The organism is Salinicola peritrichatus (assembly GCF_003206715.1).
GTDB lineage: Bacteria > Pseudomonadota > Gammaproteobacteria > Pseudomonadales > Halomonadaceae > Salinicola > Salinicola peritrichatus.
Window position 1 is genome coordinate 1 of the sequence record NZ_PZJU01000053.1, and the last position, 17,108, is coordinate 17,108.

The window sequence follows — 17,108 nt, forward strand, 5'->3', positions numbered from 1 at the left end:
ACTTGACCACTACAAGAGCCGAAGCCCTTGAGCGGCTTGACGTGACTATGTTTACCGCCGGTCTGAGCCAGATGCAGCGCATAGCCGAAAACGTCTTGGACATCTTCAGGCATGGCAAGCAGGTCTTTCTTGCTACTGGCGCCCCAGTAAAGCGGTTTGATGTCCTTCGCGTCCATGATAAGAAATTATACCTATACGGGTATAATGGCAAGGCGCCATTCGGTAATACCCGCATTTCCCGCTTCCGCCGCATTCCTACCAAGCTTTTCCCGCTGCCGGTACCAAGAATATCGGGCATGGCGGCGCCTTTGCCGTGCTTATACTGATCCTATCGACGTATCGAGCGGAGCTGCCATGAAATCGATCTTAGTCGTCGGGGTTGCACTGTGTCTGGCGGGCTCCGCGGCGTTTGCTGGGGGAGGCGAAGAGACGGAGGACTGTGCCAACTTCCGCTGCCGCTATGGCGATGTCCCACGTGGCGATCCGCCACTGATCGCGGAGCCCTTCACGGCGTTCTATACAGAGGCAGTGGTTCGTCCCATGACTCCATACCGAAATTTGAAGATGCCGATACCGCCGGAGAAGGGACGGGAGAAACAAAACAGGCAACGTGAACAAGTCGTGAGAGAGAGTCGAAATTAGCAAAACTTGTACAATCGGTTCGATTTATAGCAGTGCTAATGAAGGCTTGACGCAAGAGACGCATTACTACGCTTTGTAACAACAAAGCACTCATAATTATCAGGAATTCGCTTTTTCTCAGTTCGCCAAAACCATAGGCTGAGCGAGTCCATTGGATGGATGCTCGCTAGGAAGGTTGAGACACGGAAGTTTCACGCCACGGACGTTCGGAACGCGAGGGCCGTAATAGCCAGCACTGTCGGCATGCTGACTGAGGGTCCTGGCACCTACGTCATGATCCTCTTTTACTCAGGCCTTGTACCGCTGCGGTGCAAGGCCCTTTGCGTTGTCTGAAACTCTCGGTTGCGATCGGAGGTGTTGACTTGACTTGGGTTATCGTCGAGGAGCATAGCGCCTGCCACGGTGGGCATGCCCGAAGGTGGCAAGGGATACCAAATGCGAATGGTTGCAATTTCTCTATTCTCTTTTAGGCTGTAATCCCTTTTGTCATGAAACTGAGGATCCTACGACCCTTAGCCAATCTAACGGCGTTTGCGCCGAGGACTGGATCTGAACCCTGATCACAAACCCGGAGGTGATTGGATGTCAGTACAGACCGCATCCCCTAAATCCCAGACCGCTTGGACGAAGCCGGATCGTTATCCGACACGTTTGCGCCAGCCGCAGGACGCGCTCTGGCGTCAGCGTCAGGAAGACGTCGTCAAGGGACGCCATCTCGATGGCCCCCTGAGCGACGAGCAGCTCGATCGCTTCGAGCGCGATGGCTTTCTGTTCGAACCCAACTTCCTGGATCCCGCGGAAGTCGACGCGCTGAAGGCCGAATTGGCCTCCCTGCTGGCGCGCGACGATTTTCGCGATCGGGATTTCTCGATCACCGAACCGAACAGCCATGAAATTCGCTCGCTGTTCGCGGTTCACTTTCTCTCCCAACGTTTCTCCCAGTTGGCGAACGACGAACGCATGGTCGGCCGCGCCCGCCAGATTGTCGGCGGCGATGTCTACGTGCACCAGTCCCGGATCAACTACAAGCCCGGTTTTCACGGCAAGGGCTTCAACTGGCATTCGGACTTCGAAACCTGGCACGCCGAAGACGGCATGCCGGAAATGCATGCCGTCAGTGCCTCGATCGTGTTGACCGACAACCACCACTTCAACGGTCCGCTGATGTTGATCCCCGGTTCGCACAAGGTATTCGTGCACTGCCTGGGCGAGACGCCGGAGGACAATCACAAGCAGTCGCTGAAACAGCAGGAACTCGGCGTGCCGAGCAACGACGCCCTGCGCGAGCTGATCGAAGCCAACGGTATCGAGGCGCCGGTCGGCGAGGCTGGCGGGCTGCTGCTGTTCGACTGCAACACGCTGCATGGCTCCAATGCCAACATGTCGCCGGATCCGCGCAGCAACGCGTTCTTCGTGTACAACCGCCGTGACAATGCCTGCGTGCAGCCGTTCGGCGCCAAGCGCCCGCGCCCGTCGTTCCTGGCTCATCAGCCGGACGAGCAGTGGACGCCGCAACAGGGTACGCACTGAAGCCGCATGCTCAATCGTTAACCGAGCCTGGTTGGCGTGATGCCATAAGCCGCCGTTGGGGGTAGACTCGATGAGTCGCCGCCAACGGCGGCTTCTTCGTTTCGGGTTCTTCGTTCGTCTGTTTTCGTCATCGTTCATTGCCTAAGGAGCGCTGCATGGCTTTCACCACTCGATTCATCGACGGTCGCGACACCGGTCTACCGCTCGGCAAGATTCTCTGCGTCGGGCGCAACTACGCCGAGCATGCCCAGGAGCTCAACAATCCGGTACCCAGCTCGCCACTGCTGTTCATGAAACCGGCCACCAGCGCAGTCGAGCTCGAGGAGCCGATCGAGCGCCAGTTTAAGTATGGCGAAGTGCATTTCGAGACCGAGCTGGCTCTGCTGATCGGCAAGCGCCTGAGTGCGGTGAGTGCGGACGAAGCGATGGATGGCGTGGTCGGCGCTGGCCTGGCGCTGGACCTGACCTTGCGCGACGTGCAGTCGAAACTGAAGGAGAAAGGGCATCCTTGGGAACGCGCCAAGGCTTTCGACGGCGCCTGCCCGCTGTCGCGCTTCGTGCCGGTCGAGGGCGATGTCGACTGGGATGCAATCACCTTCCATCTCGACATCGACGGCAAGCGTCAGCAGAGCGGCAAGACCAGCGACATGCTCTTCGGCATGCCGGCGCTGCTGGAAGAGATGACCCGCACCTTCACCCTGGAGCCGGGCGACGTCGTGTTGACCGGTACGCCGGCTGGTGTCGGCAAGCTTCCGCGTGACGCCGTGCTCGGGCTTTCACTGTCGCTGGGGTTGGATGTGGGCACGCGCACGCGATAAATTCGGCTACGAGCGCAAGAGCTGTAAGCCATAAGCTGGAAGAGCGGCACTTCGTGCCTGGAAGAAGAAACAAGCGCCGCTTCGCGGCTAGAAGAGAGAAGAACGGTGCTTTGCATCTGGAAGATATAAGATGATTTCTTCCCTCTTCCCTCTTATTACTCCAGATAGGTATAACCGCTCAGGCCGGCGGAGAGTTCCTCGACGAACAGTTCGCGCTCCTCGACGCTCAAGGGGCTGGCGATCAATTGCTCGGTCAGTTGCTGCTTGAGCGCTTCGGCATCGAAGTTGACGTAGCCCAATACGTCGGCGACGGTGTCGCCCTGCTGTACGTGAGAAAGCCGCCATTCGCCATTGTCATCGAGCGCGACATCCACCGAATCGGTATCGCCGAACAGATTGTGCAGGTCGCCGAGAATTTCCTGATAGGCGCCGACCAGGAACAGCCCCAGCAGCTTGTCGTCGTCATCGTCCCATTCCGGTAGCGGCAGAGTGGTTTCCAGGCCCTGGCCGTCGACGTAGAGATCGATCCGGCCGTCGGAATCGCAGGTGATGTCCTGGATCACGCCGCGTCGGGTCGGGGTGCGGTCTAGCCCGGTCAACGGCAACACCGGAAATACCTGATCGATGCCCCACACGTCCGGCAAAGACTGAAACAGCGAGAAGTTGACGAATAGCTTGTCGGCCAGCTTCTCGGCCAGTTCGTCGGCGATCTCGCGATGCGCGCGGTTGCGGTTGTCGAGGCGGTCGCGCAGGCGCTGGCAGGCGGCGAAATAGACCGACTCGCCCTCGGCGCGGGCCTGAATGTCGGCCAGCCCGAGCACGAAGCGATCCTGCAGTTCCCCCACCGCCTGTACCACATCGTGATAGGCCTCGACCAGATCGCGCGGCTCGCGCATGCCCTCCAGGCGGTCGTAGACCCGCCACAGCTCGTCGACGTGCGGGTCGTCCTCGATCCGACGCTCCGGCTCGAGATGGCCGAGACGTTCCTCGCCGATGACGTTGGTCACCAGCACGGCGTGGTGGGCGGTCAGCGCGCGGCCGGATTCGGAAATGATCTGCGGGTGCGGCAGATCGTGGGTTTCGCAGATCTGGCGGAACGCCCATACCACATTGCTGGCGTACTCGCGCATTGAGTAGTTGATCGAGCAGAAACTGCGCGAGCGGGTGCCTTCGTAATCCACGCCGAGGCCGCCGCCGACATCCACCGTATCCACCGGGGCGCCGAGCGCGCGCAGGCTGTGGTAGAAACGCGCACACTCGCGCAGGCCGCGCTGAATGTCGCGGATATTGGCGATCTGCGAGCCGAGGTGGAAATGCACCAGCTGCAGGCTGTCCAGCGCATCGGCGTCGCGCAGGCGCTCGGTGATGGTCAGGACCTGGCTGGCGGTCAGACCGAACTTGGATTTCTCGCCGCCGGTATCCTGCCACTTGCCCTTGCCGACGGAGGAGAGGCGCGCGCGCAGGCCAATGCGCGGCTTGACCTGCAGCCGCTCGGCCTCCTCGAGAATCAGGCTCAGCTCGGAGTACTTCTCGACCACCAGATAGACTTTGTGGCCGAGCTTCTCGCCCATCAGCGCCAGGCGGATGTACTCGCGATCCTTGTAGCCGTTGCAGACGATCAGCGAAGGACCGTCACCGGAGAGTGCCAGCACCGCCATCAGTTCCGGCTTGCTGCCGGCCTCCAGGCCGACCCGACCGTGACCACGCTCCTGGGTGGCGAGGATCTCCTCGACCACGCGGCGCTGCTGATTGACCTTGATCGGATAAACCGCGGTGTAGTTACCCTGGTATTTTTCTTCGCGCATCGCCTGGTCGAAGGCCATGCACAGCTGTTCGACACGGTCATGGAGAATATCGATGAAGCGCACCAGCACCGGCAGGCGCAGCCCGGCATCACGCAGCTTGTCGACCAGGGTATCGAGCACCAGTGTCGGGCCGGGCACTTCCGTTCCCAGCGGGCGCACCAGCGTGCGGCCCTGATCGTCGACATCGAAATAACCGCTGCCCCACTGATCGATGTTGTAGGTGCGGCGAGCCTGTGCGGCGGGGGAAGGATTCGTCATGCAACTCTCCGGTCGACCGGCGGTGAACTCCCGGCGTGAAGAGTGGATGAAGGCCGGGGGTGCGAATGGCGCGCATTATGCCGTCGCGAGCGGGCCGCGACTACCAGTGTCAGAACAAAAGCTAGTCGAAAGCCATGAGAGGTAAAGCCGCCGTTCAGTTGGCGGATTAGGGAAACGCTGAATAAATTGGCGAGCAGGATGAAGCGCAAGGCGCACGGAGCGCAGACTCGAAGCGAAGCGGAGAGAACGTTCGAAGGACGGCCCCGAAGGGGCGAGAAACCGCAGGTTTCGAGTCAACCGGAGCCTATGAGGTATATGTGAGGATTCGACCGGGCTGGCGCTCCAGCACCGCGCAACGTAGCGATTCGCCTGCGCAGACATTTAGGCAGAGTTTCCTTAGGGCAGCCGGGGAGCGCCAGCTTCAATACGGCGCAGCAGCAGGTCACGGAAGCGTGCCGGATCGTGGGGCGTGATGTCGTGCGCGGGCGGGTCGACGTGGATCACCAGCAGTCGCGAAAGCCAGTAGCGCAACGCCGTCATGCGCAGCATGGTCGGCCATAGCGCCCGTTCTCGCTCGGTCAGCGGGCGATGCTCGCAATAGGCGCCCAGAATCGCCGCGTAACGCTCGGCGTCGATGTCGCCGGCCTCGTCGCTGGTCCAGTCGTTGATCACGATCGCCAGATCGAACAGCAGATCGCCGGTGCAGCCGTTGTAGAAATCGATGATCCCGCCGAGGCGGTCGCCGTCATAGAGCGTGTTGTCGCGGAACAGATCGCCGTGAATCGCGCCCCGGGGCAGCTCGACTGCGTGGAAGGCCTCGCGATAGACGGCCAGTTCCCCGGTCATCAACGCCTGGTCGCCTGCCGACAGGAACGGCAGCACTTCGCGGTGGCGGCGCTCCAGCCAGTCCAGATCGCGGGGATTGCGGCGGTGTCCGGAGAAACGCTGCGAGACCTGGTGCATCCGGCCCAGCGCATGGCCGAGCTGGGCGCACTGGGCGAGATTGGGATCGCTCGGATGGCTGCCCGGCATGCACGGAAACAACAGCGCCGGCCGTCCTGCCAGCCGTTGCAGCGCCACGCCATCGCGATCGTGAATCGGCCCCGGTACCGGCAGCCGATGCGCGGCCAGATAATCGAGCAGCTCGACGAAGAACGGCAGCTCCTCGAACTCTCCCTGCTCGAACAGCGTCAGCACCCACTTGCCGCGTTCGGTGGTAACGAAAAAGGTGCTGTTTTCGGTGCCGTGCGGGACGCCCTCGAGCGCCTCGAGGCTGCCGACGGTAAAGCGTTCGAGGAACTGGGCGACCTGGGCGTCGCTCAACGGGGTGAATACGGCCATGGGCTATCGGATCTGAAGGCGGAAACCGTGCATTGTAGCGGTTGGAACGACGCTCTCCTACCGCCGATCTATTCCTTGCGGACCCAATCGGGGACCGGAACCTGGGCGGATTCCCGGCGCTCGAAATTGCCGTCGCCGCTGGCGTCATAGAGATAGTAGGCCTTGCCGCTCCTGGGAATCACGCGGATGGCGTAGAGCCGGCCGTTGACCCTGTACTCCTCGACCGTGCGGTCGGCCTCGCGCTGCGTGGTGATGTCGGGCTGGGGCGTGGTCTGGGCCAGTGACGGCAGGCTCACGGCGCCGGCCAGGAGCGCCAGCAGCACCGTGGTTCGCATCAATCGTGTCATCAGGGCTCCTTCTGTCCCCGCCGTCGGGGGCTCGCCGTCGGAATTTGGCCCAGTGTAGCGCTTTGCGCCGTTACCGCGCAGCGGGACGAACGACCCTCATCCTGACGCCGGGCGATGGCTTGCGTATCATGACGACATCGAAAGCCAGCCACGGATCCCGCAGCTCATGGCAGATGCCCCCATCGTCCTCGTCGACGGCTCGTCCTATCTCTACCGCGCGTTCCACGCCCTGCCGCCGCTCTCCACCTCCGACGGCCAGCCGACCGGTGCTGTCCGCGGCGTGCTCGCCATGCTCAAGAGCCTGATCAAGCAATACCCGGACAGCCCCATGGCGGTGGTGTTCGACGCCAAGGGCAAGACCTTCCGCGACGAAATCTATACCGACTACAAGGCGCATCGTCCGCCAATGCCGGACGATCTCCGCCCGCAGGTCGAGCCGCTGCACGAATGCGTGCGTGCCCTCGGCCTGCCGCTACTGTGCATCGAAGGCGTCGAGGCCGACGACGTCATCGGCACACTGGCGCGGCTCGCCACCGAGGCCGGGCGCGACGCGGTGATCTCCACCGGCGACAAGGACATGGCGCAACTGGTCAATGCCCATATCACCCTGGTCAATACCATGAAGGGCGAGACCCTGGACGTGGCCGGCGTCGAGGCCAAGTTCGGCATCCCGCCGTCGCTGATCATCGACTATCTCGCGCTGATGGGCGACAAGATCGACAACATTCCCGGCGTGCCGGGGATCGGCGAAAAGACCGCACTGGGACTGCTGCAAGGCGTCGGCGGCGGCCTGGATGCAATCTATGCCGACCTCGACAAGATCACGACGCTCGGCTTCCGTGGCGCCAAGACGATGCCGAAAAAGCTCGAGGCGCATCGCGAGCAGGCCTATCTTTCCTATCAGTTGGCGACGATCAAGACCGACTGCGAGCTGCCGGTGGGGCTCGAGGATCTGCATCTGGCGGCGCCGGATCGCGAAGCGCTGAAGGCGCTCTATACCCGGCTCGAATTCAAGAACTGGCTCGCCGAGCTGCTCGAGGGCCGCGATGAGGGCGTCGACGACGTCGGGGCCGGGCAGGCGGGCAGGTCCGAGATCACCGAAGAGGTCACGCTGACCAAGCCGGCGCGTCACGACCAGACGCTGCTGACCCAGGCGGAGTTCGACGCCTGGCTGGCGCGGCTGAAGAACGCCGAGCGCTTCTGTTTCGACCTCGAGACCACCAGCCTCGACTACATGGAGGCCGAGATCGTCGGTATCGGCCTGTCGCTCGAGCCCGGTGAAGCCGCCTACATTCCGGTGGGGCACGACTATCTCGACGCCCCCGCGCAACTCGATCGCGCCGCCGTGCTGGCGGCACTCAAGCCGGTGTGGGAAAACGCACGGATCGGCAAGATCGGCCAGAACCTCAAGTACGACATCTCGGTGCTGGCGCGCTACGACATTCGCGTCGCCGGCGCGTTGACCGACACCATGCTCGAGTCCTACGTATTGAACTCCACCGCCACGCGCCATGACATGGATTCGCTGGCGTTGAAGTATCTCGGCGAGAAGACCATCAGCTTCGAGGAGATCGCCGGCAAGGGCGTCAAGCAACTCACCTTCAATCAGATTTCGCTCGAACAGGCGGTGCCCTACGCCTGCGAGGACGTCGACATCACCCTGCGCCTGCACCGCGAACTGCGCCCCAGGGTCGAGGCGGCGGGTCGGCTGGCCGAGGTGCTCGACAACATCGAGCGGCCGCTGATCCCGGTGCTCTCGAGCATGGAGCGTAACGGCGTGGCGCTGGATGCCGGTCGACTGCATGCCCAGAGCCAGGAGCTGGAAATCCGGATTCGCGAGCTGGAAACGGAGGCGTTCGATCTCGCCGGTCGCGAATTCAACCTCGGTTCGCCCAAGCAACTGGCGGAGATCCTGTTCGACGAACTGAAGATTCCGGTGATCAAAAAGACGCCCAAGGGCGCGCCGAGTACCGCCGAAGCCGTGCTCGAGGAGCTGGCGCTGGATTATCCGCTGCCCAAGCTGATCATGGCCCACCGTGGCATGACCAAGCTGAAATCGACCTACACCGACAAGCTCCCCCGGCTGGTCAATCCCGCCACCGGCCGCCTGCACACCAGCTATCACCAGGCGGTGACCGCCACCGGCCGGTTGTCGTCGAGCGACCCCAACCTGCAGAACATCCCCATTCGCACCGACGAAGGACGCAAGATCCGCCAGGCGTTCGTCGCCCGCGAGGGATACCGCATCGTCGCCGCCGACTATTCGCAGATCGAACTGCGCATCATGGCGCACCTCTCCGGCGACCGCGGGCTGCTGGAGGCGTTCGCCAACGACCAGGACATCCACGCCGCCACTGCCGCCGAAGTCTTCGGTGTGGCGCTGGACAAGGTCATCCCCGATCAGCGGCGCAGCGCCAAGGCGATCAACTTCGGTCTGATCTACGGAATGAGCGCCTGGGGGCTGGGACGGCAGCTGCGTATCGAACGCAATCAGGCGCAGACCTACATCGACCGCTATTTCGACCGCTACCCCGGCGTGGCCCGCTACATGGAGCGCATTCGCGCCCAGGCGGCCGAGGATGGCTTCGTCGAAACCGTGTTCGGGCGCCGGCTCTACCTGCCCGAGATCAAGGCCCAGAACCACGCCCGCCGCCAGGCCGCCGAGCGCACCGCGATCAACGCGCCGATGCAAGGCACTGCCGCCGACATCATCAAGCGCGCGATGATCGACGTGCACGACTGGCTCGATCCGGCCCAGGGCAGGGCCGAATTCGACGCCTGGATGGTGATGCAGGTGCACGACGAACTGGTGTTCGAGGTGAAGCAGGAACAGGTCGACGACTTCATCGGCGCCATTCGCCAGCGCATGCAGAACGCCGCCGAGCTCGACGTGCCGCTGATCGTCGACGCCAACAGCGGCGCCAACTGGGACGAGGCGCACTGAGGAGGCTCGAGCTTTGGTCGCGGCGACCCGAAGACCGTTGGCGGCGTGCTAGGCGCTTGCCTTTTTCGAATGATGACAACGACGGAGGGAGAGCGCGCATGGCGCAGTTGGAACGGGATCGAGTGCGGGCGCATCTGGCGGCTGATGCGCCGCCGACAATGGATGAGCGGGCTCGTGAGCACTATCGTACGCGTATCGCCGAGCGGCTGGAGGCGCGCAATGCGGCGCTGGTGGCGCACTACTACACCGATCCCGAGATCCAGGCATTGGCGGAGGCGACCGGCGGTTGCGTCGCCGATTCGCTGGAAATGGCACGTTTCGGCAAGAACCATCCCGCGACGACGCTGATCGTCGCCGGGGTGCGCTTCATGGGCGAGACCGCCAAGATACTGAGCCCCGAGAAGCGCGTGTTCATGCCGACGCTGGAGGCGACCTGCTCGCTCGACATCGGCTGCCCGGCCGAGGCTTTCTCCGATTTCTGCGACCAGCACCCGGAGCGCACGGTCGTCGTCTACGCCAATACCTCGGCGGCGGTGAAGGCGCGTGCCGACTGGGTGGTGACCTCGTCGATCGCGGTCGAGCTGATCGACCATCTCGACCGCCGCGGCGAGAAGATCTTGTGGGCGCCGGATCGTCATCTGGGCAATTACGTTCGCGAGCGAACCGGCGCCGATGTGCTCTGCTGGGACGGCGAATGCATCGTCCATGACGAGTTCAAGGCCAAGGGGATTCTCGATCTCAAGGCGCTACATCCCGAAGCTGCCGTGCTGGTGCATCCGGAATCGCCCGCGTCGGTGGTCGGGATCGCCGACGAGGTCGGCTCCACCTCGCAGCTGATCGCCGCCGCCCAGCGCCGCGACAATCCCGCGTTCATCGTTGCCACCGATCGCGGCATCTTCTACAAGATGCAGCAGTTGATGCCGGAGAAGACGTTCATGGCCGCGCCCACGGCGGGCAATGGCGCTACCTGTAAGAGCTGTGCCAACTGCCCGTGGATGGCGATGAACGGGCTCGAGAACACGCTGGCGGTGCTGGAGGATGCCAACGGTTGCGGGCAGGAGATTCATGTCGACCCCGGCATCGCCGAGCGCGCGCTGGTACCGCTGAACCGCATGCTCGAATTCGGCGCCGAATTGCGACGCCGTTGAGCCGTCTGCCAACCGATACGAAAGCGCCCGCCCTAGTCGAACCGAGACGGGCGGTGCTTCCTTGCGGCGATGATCCTGCGGTGCGAATCAGAAGTGGTAGTTGATGAAGGCGCCCGCCCGCCACTGTGTCGCATCGCCGATATCATCGACGATCGGGCTATCCTCGGCATCGCCGGTCAAGCGGGCCACGCCGACCAGACCGGTAACCGACCACTGGCGCGTGATGTAATAGCTGAGCGAGGCATCGGCGCCGACCGCGAAATAGCCGTCGTCCGGATCGTAGGCACTGATGCCGGAGCGCGCGCTATCACGATTCGAGACGCCGAACAGATCATCGGTCCAGGCCGCGCTGGTGTACTCGAAACGCGGGCCGATGGTGAAGGCGGCACGTTCGCCGAGACGGGTCACGTAGGTCGCTTTGAACTTGAGCCGATGGCCATCGAGATCGCCAGTGAAAGGAGTCTCCGCCGAGGCACTGTAGCGCCAGGCGTCATCGAGATAGCTCACCCGCAGCCCGGCGGTGGCGCCGCCGTCGACCTCGTCCAGATCATCGATGTCGCCGGTGTCGTCGCGGCCGAAGGTGTAGCCGATGAACGGCGCCAATCGCCATTTGTCCTGACGGACCACATTCCAGCCGATGCCATCCGTCACGCTGACGAAGAAGGTATCGCCGTAGCTTAAATCCAGTGACGGCCAGGCGTTCCATTCGTAATCGTCACTGCCCAGGTAATCCGGGCTATAGATGGCTCCGGCGCCGATGGTGCCTTCCCATTCGGGTTGGGCGGCGAAGGCAGCCGAGCTGACAGCGATACTGCTCGCGGCAAGCGCCAGTTTCCAGGCGAACTTCTTCCGTGAATCGATCATGTCATTCATCCTCGAGGCGGGTCTCGGTTCGTGGCGAAAACATACGGCAGGCTCGGAGAAAAGGCCAGTTCACGCCATGCCCTGCGCTTGTGCTGTCATCGATGATTGGTTGCGCTGCGGCGCTGCGAGTCACGGTGCGAGCGTCGCTTCTACCAGCTCCTGCATCGCCTGTTTCAGCGGAGCCACGGCGGGGCAGTCGCTGGCACCGTGACGTTCGGCAATCCAAGCCGGGTCGTTGTAGCCGAGCCAGGTCTGGCCGTCACTGTCCTGCCACACCAGTGCCTTCATCGGCAGATCGATACCCGCGGTCTGGGCGCACTGCATCAATGGGGTGTCACTCTTGGGGTCGCCAAAGACGATGACCTCCGAGGGCAGCAGCGCCATGTCGCGGGACATCGCGCCCTGGCGATGATCGATGCGGGCGAATACCGTCATACCACTGGTGCGGGCCTGTTCGGCGAAGCGAACGGCGGTGTCGTGCACGCTGGCGTCGCTGGGTTGGACGATCAATCCGGGCACCGGGGTCGCCGGTTCCTGTGCGATGGCGAGGCCGGCGATGCCCATTGCCACGGCGGCCAGTGTTCCCATGACGGTGCGTCGAAAGGCGAATCGGATCATTGAGGTCCCCTGAAAAAACGGTCAGCCAGTATTCGTGGAGCGGTCGCATTCCAGGCGCCGAGCTTAGCGGAACTCGATCTCCCTGTGGGAATTTCGCGACAGAAATTTCTTCGCGGCGGGCGAGTTCGGCCACGCCTGTCTATGCTGAGGCGAGAGGCGGCGCCAGCGTCCTGACAGCGCAGGCTGCCAAAGCGTCTCGAGGCGAGACGTTCGCTCCGTCCCGGTCCTGTCCGGGGCCGGCACTGAAAACGAAAGCTAGCACCGAACCGTGACCCACCGCAGTGACGCACCCAGGCGTTGCGGTTCCCGACATCTGATGAGGAGCCGGCATGATGGATGATTCCGCGCATTCCCCCAATCGTTCTTCGCAAACCAGCGATACCCTGACGGTCAATCTGACGCTCAATGGTGAACCGATCGCCCTCGAGGTCGAGCCCAACGTGGTGCTGCTCGACGCCCTGCGCGAACGCCTCGACCTGACCGGCACCAAGAAGGGCTGCGATCACGGCCAGTGCGGCGCCTGTACCGTGCTGATCAATGGCCACTCCGCCAACTCCTGCCTGACCCTGGCGGTGATGCACGAGGGCAGCGAGATCACCACCGTCGAGGGCCTGGCCCGCGACGGCCGGCTCCATCCGGTCCAGGAGGCCTTCCTCGAGCACGACGCCTACCAGTGCGGCTACTGCACGGCGGGACAGATGATGTCGACGGTGTCGATGTTCAATGACAAGCGCATCGGCACGGACGATGCTTCGGTCAAGGAGGCGCTGAGCGGAAACATCTGCCGCTGCGGCGCCTACAAGAACATCCTGAGTGCGGTGCAGAGTGCGCGCCAGAAAGTCGGGGAGGCCTGAGCCATGCGTCACTTCGCCTATCAGCGCGCCGGGGATGTCGCCGAGGCGACCGCCCTGCACGGCAGCGACCGCAGCGCCGATTTCATCGCCGGCGGCACCAACCTGATCGACATGGTCAAGCTCGATATCATGCGCCCCGAGCGCCTCGTCGACGTCAATCGGCTGCCGCTGACCGCGATCGAGTCCCTCGACGACGGCCGCCTCAGGATCGGCGCGCTGGTCACCAACACCGACCTGGCCTACGACGAGCGCATCCAAGCCGACTACCCGGTGCTCTCCGAGGCGCTGCTGTCCGGCGCCTCGACCCAGCTGCGCAACGTCGCCACCACCGCCGGCAACGTCATGCAGCGCACCCGCTGCCCCTACTTCCGCAACCCGTCGCGGCCGTGCAACAAGCGCGAACCCGGCTCGGGCTGCGGCGCGCTCGACGGCATCAACCGCAACCACGCCGTGCTCGGCGTCAGCGACAAGTGCATCGCCGTCCACCCCTCCGACATGTGCGTGGCGATGGCCGCGCTGGGCGCGACCGTCACGGTCGAAGGCCCCAGTGGCGTGCGCGAGATTCCCTTCGAGGAGTACCACCTGCTGCCGGGCGATACCCCCGAGCGCGAGCACGCCCTGAGCGACGGCGAGCTGATCACCCATGTCACCCTCGATGCGCCGATCACGGGCGCCAAGGGCCACTATCTCAAGCTGCGCGACCGCGCCTCCTTCGAGTTCGCGCTCGCCTCCTGCGCCGCCGTGGTGACGATGGACGGCGACACCGTCCGCGAGGCGCGCATTGCGCTGGGCGGCGTCGCCACCAAGCCGTGGCGCTCTTTCGAGGCGGAAGCGGCGCTCAGCGGCCAGCCGGCCAGCGAGGCGACGTTCAAGCAGGCCGCCGAGGCGGCACTGGCCGGCGCGGTGGCGCACCGCGACACCGCGTTCAAGATTCCGCTGGCGAAGCAGGCGATCGTCCGCGCCCTCACGACGGTGACCGCACAATAAGGAGGCTCCAGCATGACTGAGACAGTTATCGGCCACCGTACGGCCCGCATCGACGGTGAACTCAAGCTGACCGGCAAGGCCGATTACGCCGCCGATCACAACCTGCCCAACCAGGTCTACGGCTATCCGGTGCCGAGCACCATCGCCTGCGGCAAGCTGCTCGGGCTCGACCTCGACGAGGCGCGGCAGGCGCCCGGTGTGATCGACATCGTCCACCGCGGCAACTTCCCGCAGCTCCAGCCCTCCGACAACAACCCGGCCTGCGGCGCGGCGGCGCGGCTCTATCGCTCGCCGAGCACGATGGGGGAGGAGAACAAGGTCGGCGAGGTGCGCCTGCCGTTCGAGGACGACGGCATCCACTACGAGGGCCAGTACATCGCCATGGTGATCGCCGACACCTTCGAGCACGCCCGCGCCGCGGCGCGGCTGGTCAAGGCGCGCTACGAGGTGCACGAGGCGGTGCCGGGGCTCTTCTACACCGACGACGAGGGCGAGGAGGCTGGCGACGAGGCAGTGTCGCGCGGCGATCCCGCCGGGGCGTTCGATGCGGCGCCGGTCAAGCTCGACCAGACCTATACCATCGCGATGGAGACCCACGTGGCGATGGAGATGCACGCCTCGATCGCGCACTGGGAAGGCGACCGGCTGACCATCTATGAATCCACCCAGGGCGTGGTGTTCCAGCGCAACGCCCTGGCGCAGATCTTCGGCATCCCGCCCGAGAAGGTCACCGTCATCGCCCACTACATCGGCTCGGGCTTCGGCAGCAAGCTGTTCATGTGGCCCCATGCGGTGATCACCGCGGTGGCGGCGCAGAGGGTCGGTCGCCCGGTCAAGACGGTGCTGTCGCGCCAGCAGAACTTCTGCAACGCCGGCAACCGTCCGGCCTCGCGCCAGCACATGCGCATCGCTGCCGACCGCGACGGCAAGCTGTTATCGATCCGCCACGACAGCTACAACGAGACCTCCTTCGTCGATGAATATACCGAGTCGATCGGCAGCGGCACGCCGCGCGTCTACGCCTGCGACAACGTCTCGGTGTCGCAGCGCCGGGTCAAGGTCAACCACGGCACGCCGACCTCGATGCGCGCGCCGGGCGAGGTCTCGGGCAGCTTCGCGCTGGAGTCGGCGATGGACGAGCTGGCGATCGCGCTCGACATGGACCCGCTCGAGCTGCGGCGCAGGAACTTCGCCGACCGCGACCCCTCCGCCGATCTGCCGTGGTCGGGCAACCATCTGCGCGAATGCTGGGACGACGCCTCGCGGCGCTTCGGCTGGGACCAGCGCAATCCCCAGGTCGGCTCGATGCGCGACGGCCACGAGATCATCGGCTGGGGCATGGCGGATGCGACCTGGGAGGCGATGCGCAGCCACTGCAGCGCCCGCGTCGAGCTGCGCGCCGACGGCAGGGTGCAGGTTGCCTGCGGTACCCAGGACATCGGCACCGGCACCTATACCATCGTCGCCCAGACCGCCAGCGAGCTGACCGGCGTGCCGCTCGAGCGCATCGAGGTCAAGCTCGGCGATTCGATGTTGCCGGCAGGGCCGCTGTCGGGTGGCTCGATGGCGACCGCCACCGTCATGCCGGCGGTGGCCGGGGCGACGCGCAAGGCGATCGAGCGGCTCAAGCAGCTCGCCGTGGCCGAGGGTGCGCCCTTTGCCGGCAAGGAAGCCGATGCGCTCGAGTTCGAGAACGGCGCGCTCTCCGACGGTAGCCAGACGCTCTCCTTCGCCGAACTGCTCGACAAGCTGCAGCGCGGCATGGCCGAAGGGGAGGCCAGCGCGGCGCCCGGGGAGGAGAAGGACAAGTTCTCGTTCCGCTCGTTCGGCGCCCACTTCGTCGAGGTGCGCTGGGACCCGGGCATCTCGCGCCTGCGGGTCGCCCGCGTGGTCAGCACTATCGACATCGGGCGGGCGATCAATCCGCTCACCGCGCGCAACCAGGTCGAAGGGGCGATCGTGATGGGCATGGGGATGGGGCTGTTCGAGGCGACCGAGTACGACCCGGCGGGCAACATCTACAACAACAACTACGCCGACTACATCGTCCCGGTCCATGCCGACATCCCCGACATCGAGGTCGAGCTGCTCGACAGCCCCGACTACAACTTCAACGAGTTCGGCGCCCGCGGCGTCGGCGAGATCGGCATCACCGGCATGGCCGCGGCGATCGCCAACGCCGTCTACCATGCCACCGGCAAGCGCATCCGCGACATGCCGATCAAGATCGCCGACCTGATGGAGCCGTAGGCATTCTGGAAGCCTTGACGACCCCGTGAAGGAACAGATCGACGCAACGCGACACGCGGGATTCGATCGCCGCCCGCGAGGGCGGCGGCTCCAGTTGCAACAAGCGGATCAGTTGCCATTCGCCGAGCACCATGCCGAGAAAGATGCCGGCAAGCTCGACGGTGTCGCAACAGGGCAGGAGGCCACGTTCCATGCGACGACCGAAGTAGTCCGCCAGGGCTTCCCGCACGCGCCCCGGACCCGCCCCGAAGAAGAGCCGGGCCAGTTCGGGTTGACGCGGACACTCGGCAACCACCTCGCGGTAGAGGCCCAGGGCCTCGTCGTCCATTATCTTGATCAATAGACTGACACCGAGGCGCTGAAGTGCCGATTCGATGGGAAGATCGTCGATACTTTCCGAGGTCAGCGTATCGTAGATATGATGCGAGCGCCGTCCGATCACCGCCTGGAACAGGCCTTCCTTGTTGCCGAAATGGCGGTAAAGGGTCGACAGCGAGCCGCCCGCCTCGGCGACGATGTCGTTGACGCTGACCTGCCCGTAGCCACGCTCCAGGAACAGCCACTGGGCCGCATCCATCAACGCCTCTCGGCGTTGGCGGCCACGCTTGGTAGTGGGGGGCGCTGGGGCGCTGGCACGATCTGACGTCATGTTTTCCTCTTACGGACGATGCGCTACCGGCATCGGAGCGATGTTGTTGACGA

At 64.1% G+C, this 17,108-nt stretch carries 13 protein-coding genes; 7 read left to right on the forward strand and 6 right to left on the reverse strand.

Annotated features, from left to right (window positions below; genetic code table 11):
- Nucleotides 1–1,224 precede the first annotated feature (1,224 nt).
- Nucleotides 1,225–2,172, forward strand: coding sequence for an ectoine hydroxylase (gene thpD / locus DOM57_RS17835; RefSeq protein WP_110650538.1), 948 nt, complete (start codon nt 1,225–1,227; stop codon nt 2,170–2,172).
- 155 nt (nt 2,173–2,327) lie between these two features.
- Nucleotides 2,328–2,990, forward strand: a complete 663-nt coding sequence (locus tag DOM57_RS17840) for a fumarylacetoacetate hydrolase family protein (RefSeq protein WP_110650539.1) — start codon at nt 2,328–2,330, stop codon at nt 2,988–2,990.
- A gap of 155 nt (nt 2,991–3,145) precedes the next feature.
- Here the strand turns inward: DOM57_RS17840 and speA are convergent, their stop codons facing one another.
- The 3 genes from speA to DOM57_RS17855 all read right to left on the reverse strand — a co-directional run bounded on the left by speA (nt 3,146) and on the right by DOM57_RS17855 (nt 6,741).
- Nucleotides 3,146–5,053, reverse strand: a complete 1,908-nt coding sequence (gene speA, locus DOM57_RS17845) for a biosynthetic arginine decarboxylase (RefSeq protein ID WP_110650540.1) — start codon at nt 5,051–5,053, stop codon at nt 3,146–3,148.
- 396 nt (nt 5,054–5,449) lie between these two features.
- Nucleotides 5,450–6,394 (reverse strand): homoserine kinase, encoded by a 945-nt coding sequence (locus DOM57_RS17850; RefSeq protein WP_110650541.1) that lies wholly within the window; start codon nt 6,392–6,394, stop codon nt 5,450–5,452.
- A gap of 68 nt (nt 6,395–6,462) precedes the next feature.
- Nucleotides 6,463–6,741 carry a DUF2782 domain-containing protein gene (locus DOM57_RS17855; RefSeq protein WP_204353024.1) on the reverse strand — a complete coding sequence of 93 codons (279 nt, stop codon included), beginning with the start codon at nt 6,739–6,741 and terminating at the stop codon, nt 6,463–6,465.
- Nucleotides 6,742–6,907: 166 nt separating this feature from the next.
- On the opposite strand from DOM57_RS17855, the gene polA reads away from it, so the two are divergent.
- Nucleotides 6,908–9,685, forward strand: coding sequence for a DNA polymerase I (gene polA / locus DOM57_RS17860; protein WP_110650542.1), 2,778 nt, complete (start codon nt 6,908–6,910; stop codon nt 9,683–9,685).
- A 98-nt stretch (nt 9,686–9,783) separates the two neighbouring features.
- Nucleotides 9,784–10,833, forward strand: coding sequence for a quinolinate synthase NadA (nadA, locus tag DOM57_RS17865; protein ID WP_110650543.1), 1,050 nt, complete (start codon nt 9,784–9,786; stop codon nt 10,831–10,833).
- Between the two features lie 87 nt (nt 10,834–10,920).
- Here nadA and DOM57_RS17870 read toward each other — a convergent pair whose 3' ends face one another.
- Nucleotides 10,921–11,697, reverse strand: a complete 777-nt coding sequence (locus DOM57_RS17870; protein WP_204353025.1) for a MipA/OmpV family protein — start codon at nt 11,695–11,697, stop codon at nt 10,921–10,923.
- A gap of 129 nt (nt 11,698–11,826) precedes the next feature.
- On the reverse strand, nt 11,827–12,315 hold the full coding sequence (locus tag DOM57_RS17875) for a DUF302 domain-containing protein (RefSeq protein WP_204353026.1): 489 nt from the start codon (nt 12,313–12,315) through the stop codon (nt 11,827–11,829).
- 329 nt (nt 12,316–12,644) lie between these two features.
- On the opposite strand from DOM57_RS17875, the gene DOM57_RS17880 reads away from it, so the two are divergent.
- The 3 genes from DOM57_RS17880 to DOM57_RS17890 are packed head-to-tail and all read left to right on the forward strand — an operon-like array spanning nt 12,645 to nt 16,406.
- Nucleotides 12,645–13,169: a (2Fe-2S)-binding protein gene (locus tag DOM57_RS17880; RefSeq protein ID WP_110650544.1), complete on the forward strand. Its 525-nt coding sequence runs from the start codon at nt 12,645–12,647 to the stop codon at nt 13,167–13,169.
- Nucleotides 13,170–13,172: 3 nt separating this feature from the next.
- The gene (locus DOM57_RS17885) at nt 13,173–14,156 is read left to right on the forward strand and encodes an FAD binding domain-containing protein (protein WP_110650545.1); all 984 of its coding nucleotides are present in this window, start codon (nt 13,173–13,175) and stop codon (nt 14,154–14,156) included.
- A gap of 12 nt (nt 14,157–14,168) precedes the next feature.
- Complete coding sequence (locus DOM57_RS17890; RefSeq protein WP_110650546.1) at nt 14,169–16,406, forward strand: xanthine dehydrogenase family protein molybdopterin-binding subunit; 2,238 nt, start codon at nt 14,169–14,171, stop codon at nt 16,404–16,406.
- On the opposite strand, the gene DOM57_RS17895 is transcribed toward DOM57_RS17890, so the two are convergent.
- On the reverse strand, nt 16,378–17,055 hold the full coding sequence (locus DOM57_RS17895; RefSeq protein ID WP_110650547.1) for a TetR/AcrR family transcriptional regulator: 678 nt from the start codon (nt 17,053–17,055) through the stop codon (nt 16,378–16,380). The genes DOM57_RS17890 and DOM57_RS17895 overlap by 29 nt on opposite strands.
- Nucleotides 17,056–17,108 lie beyond the last annotated feature (53 nt).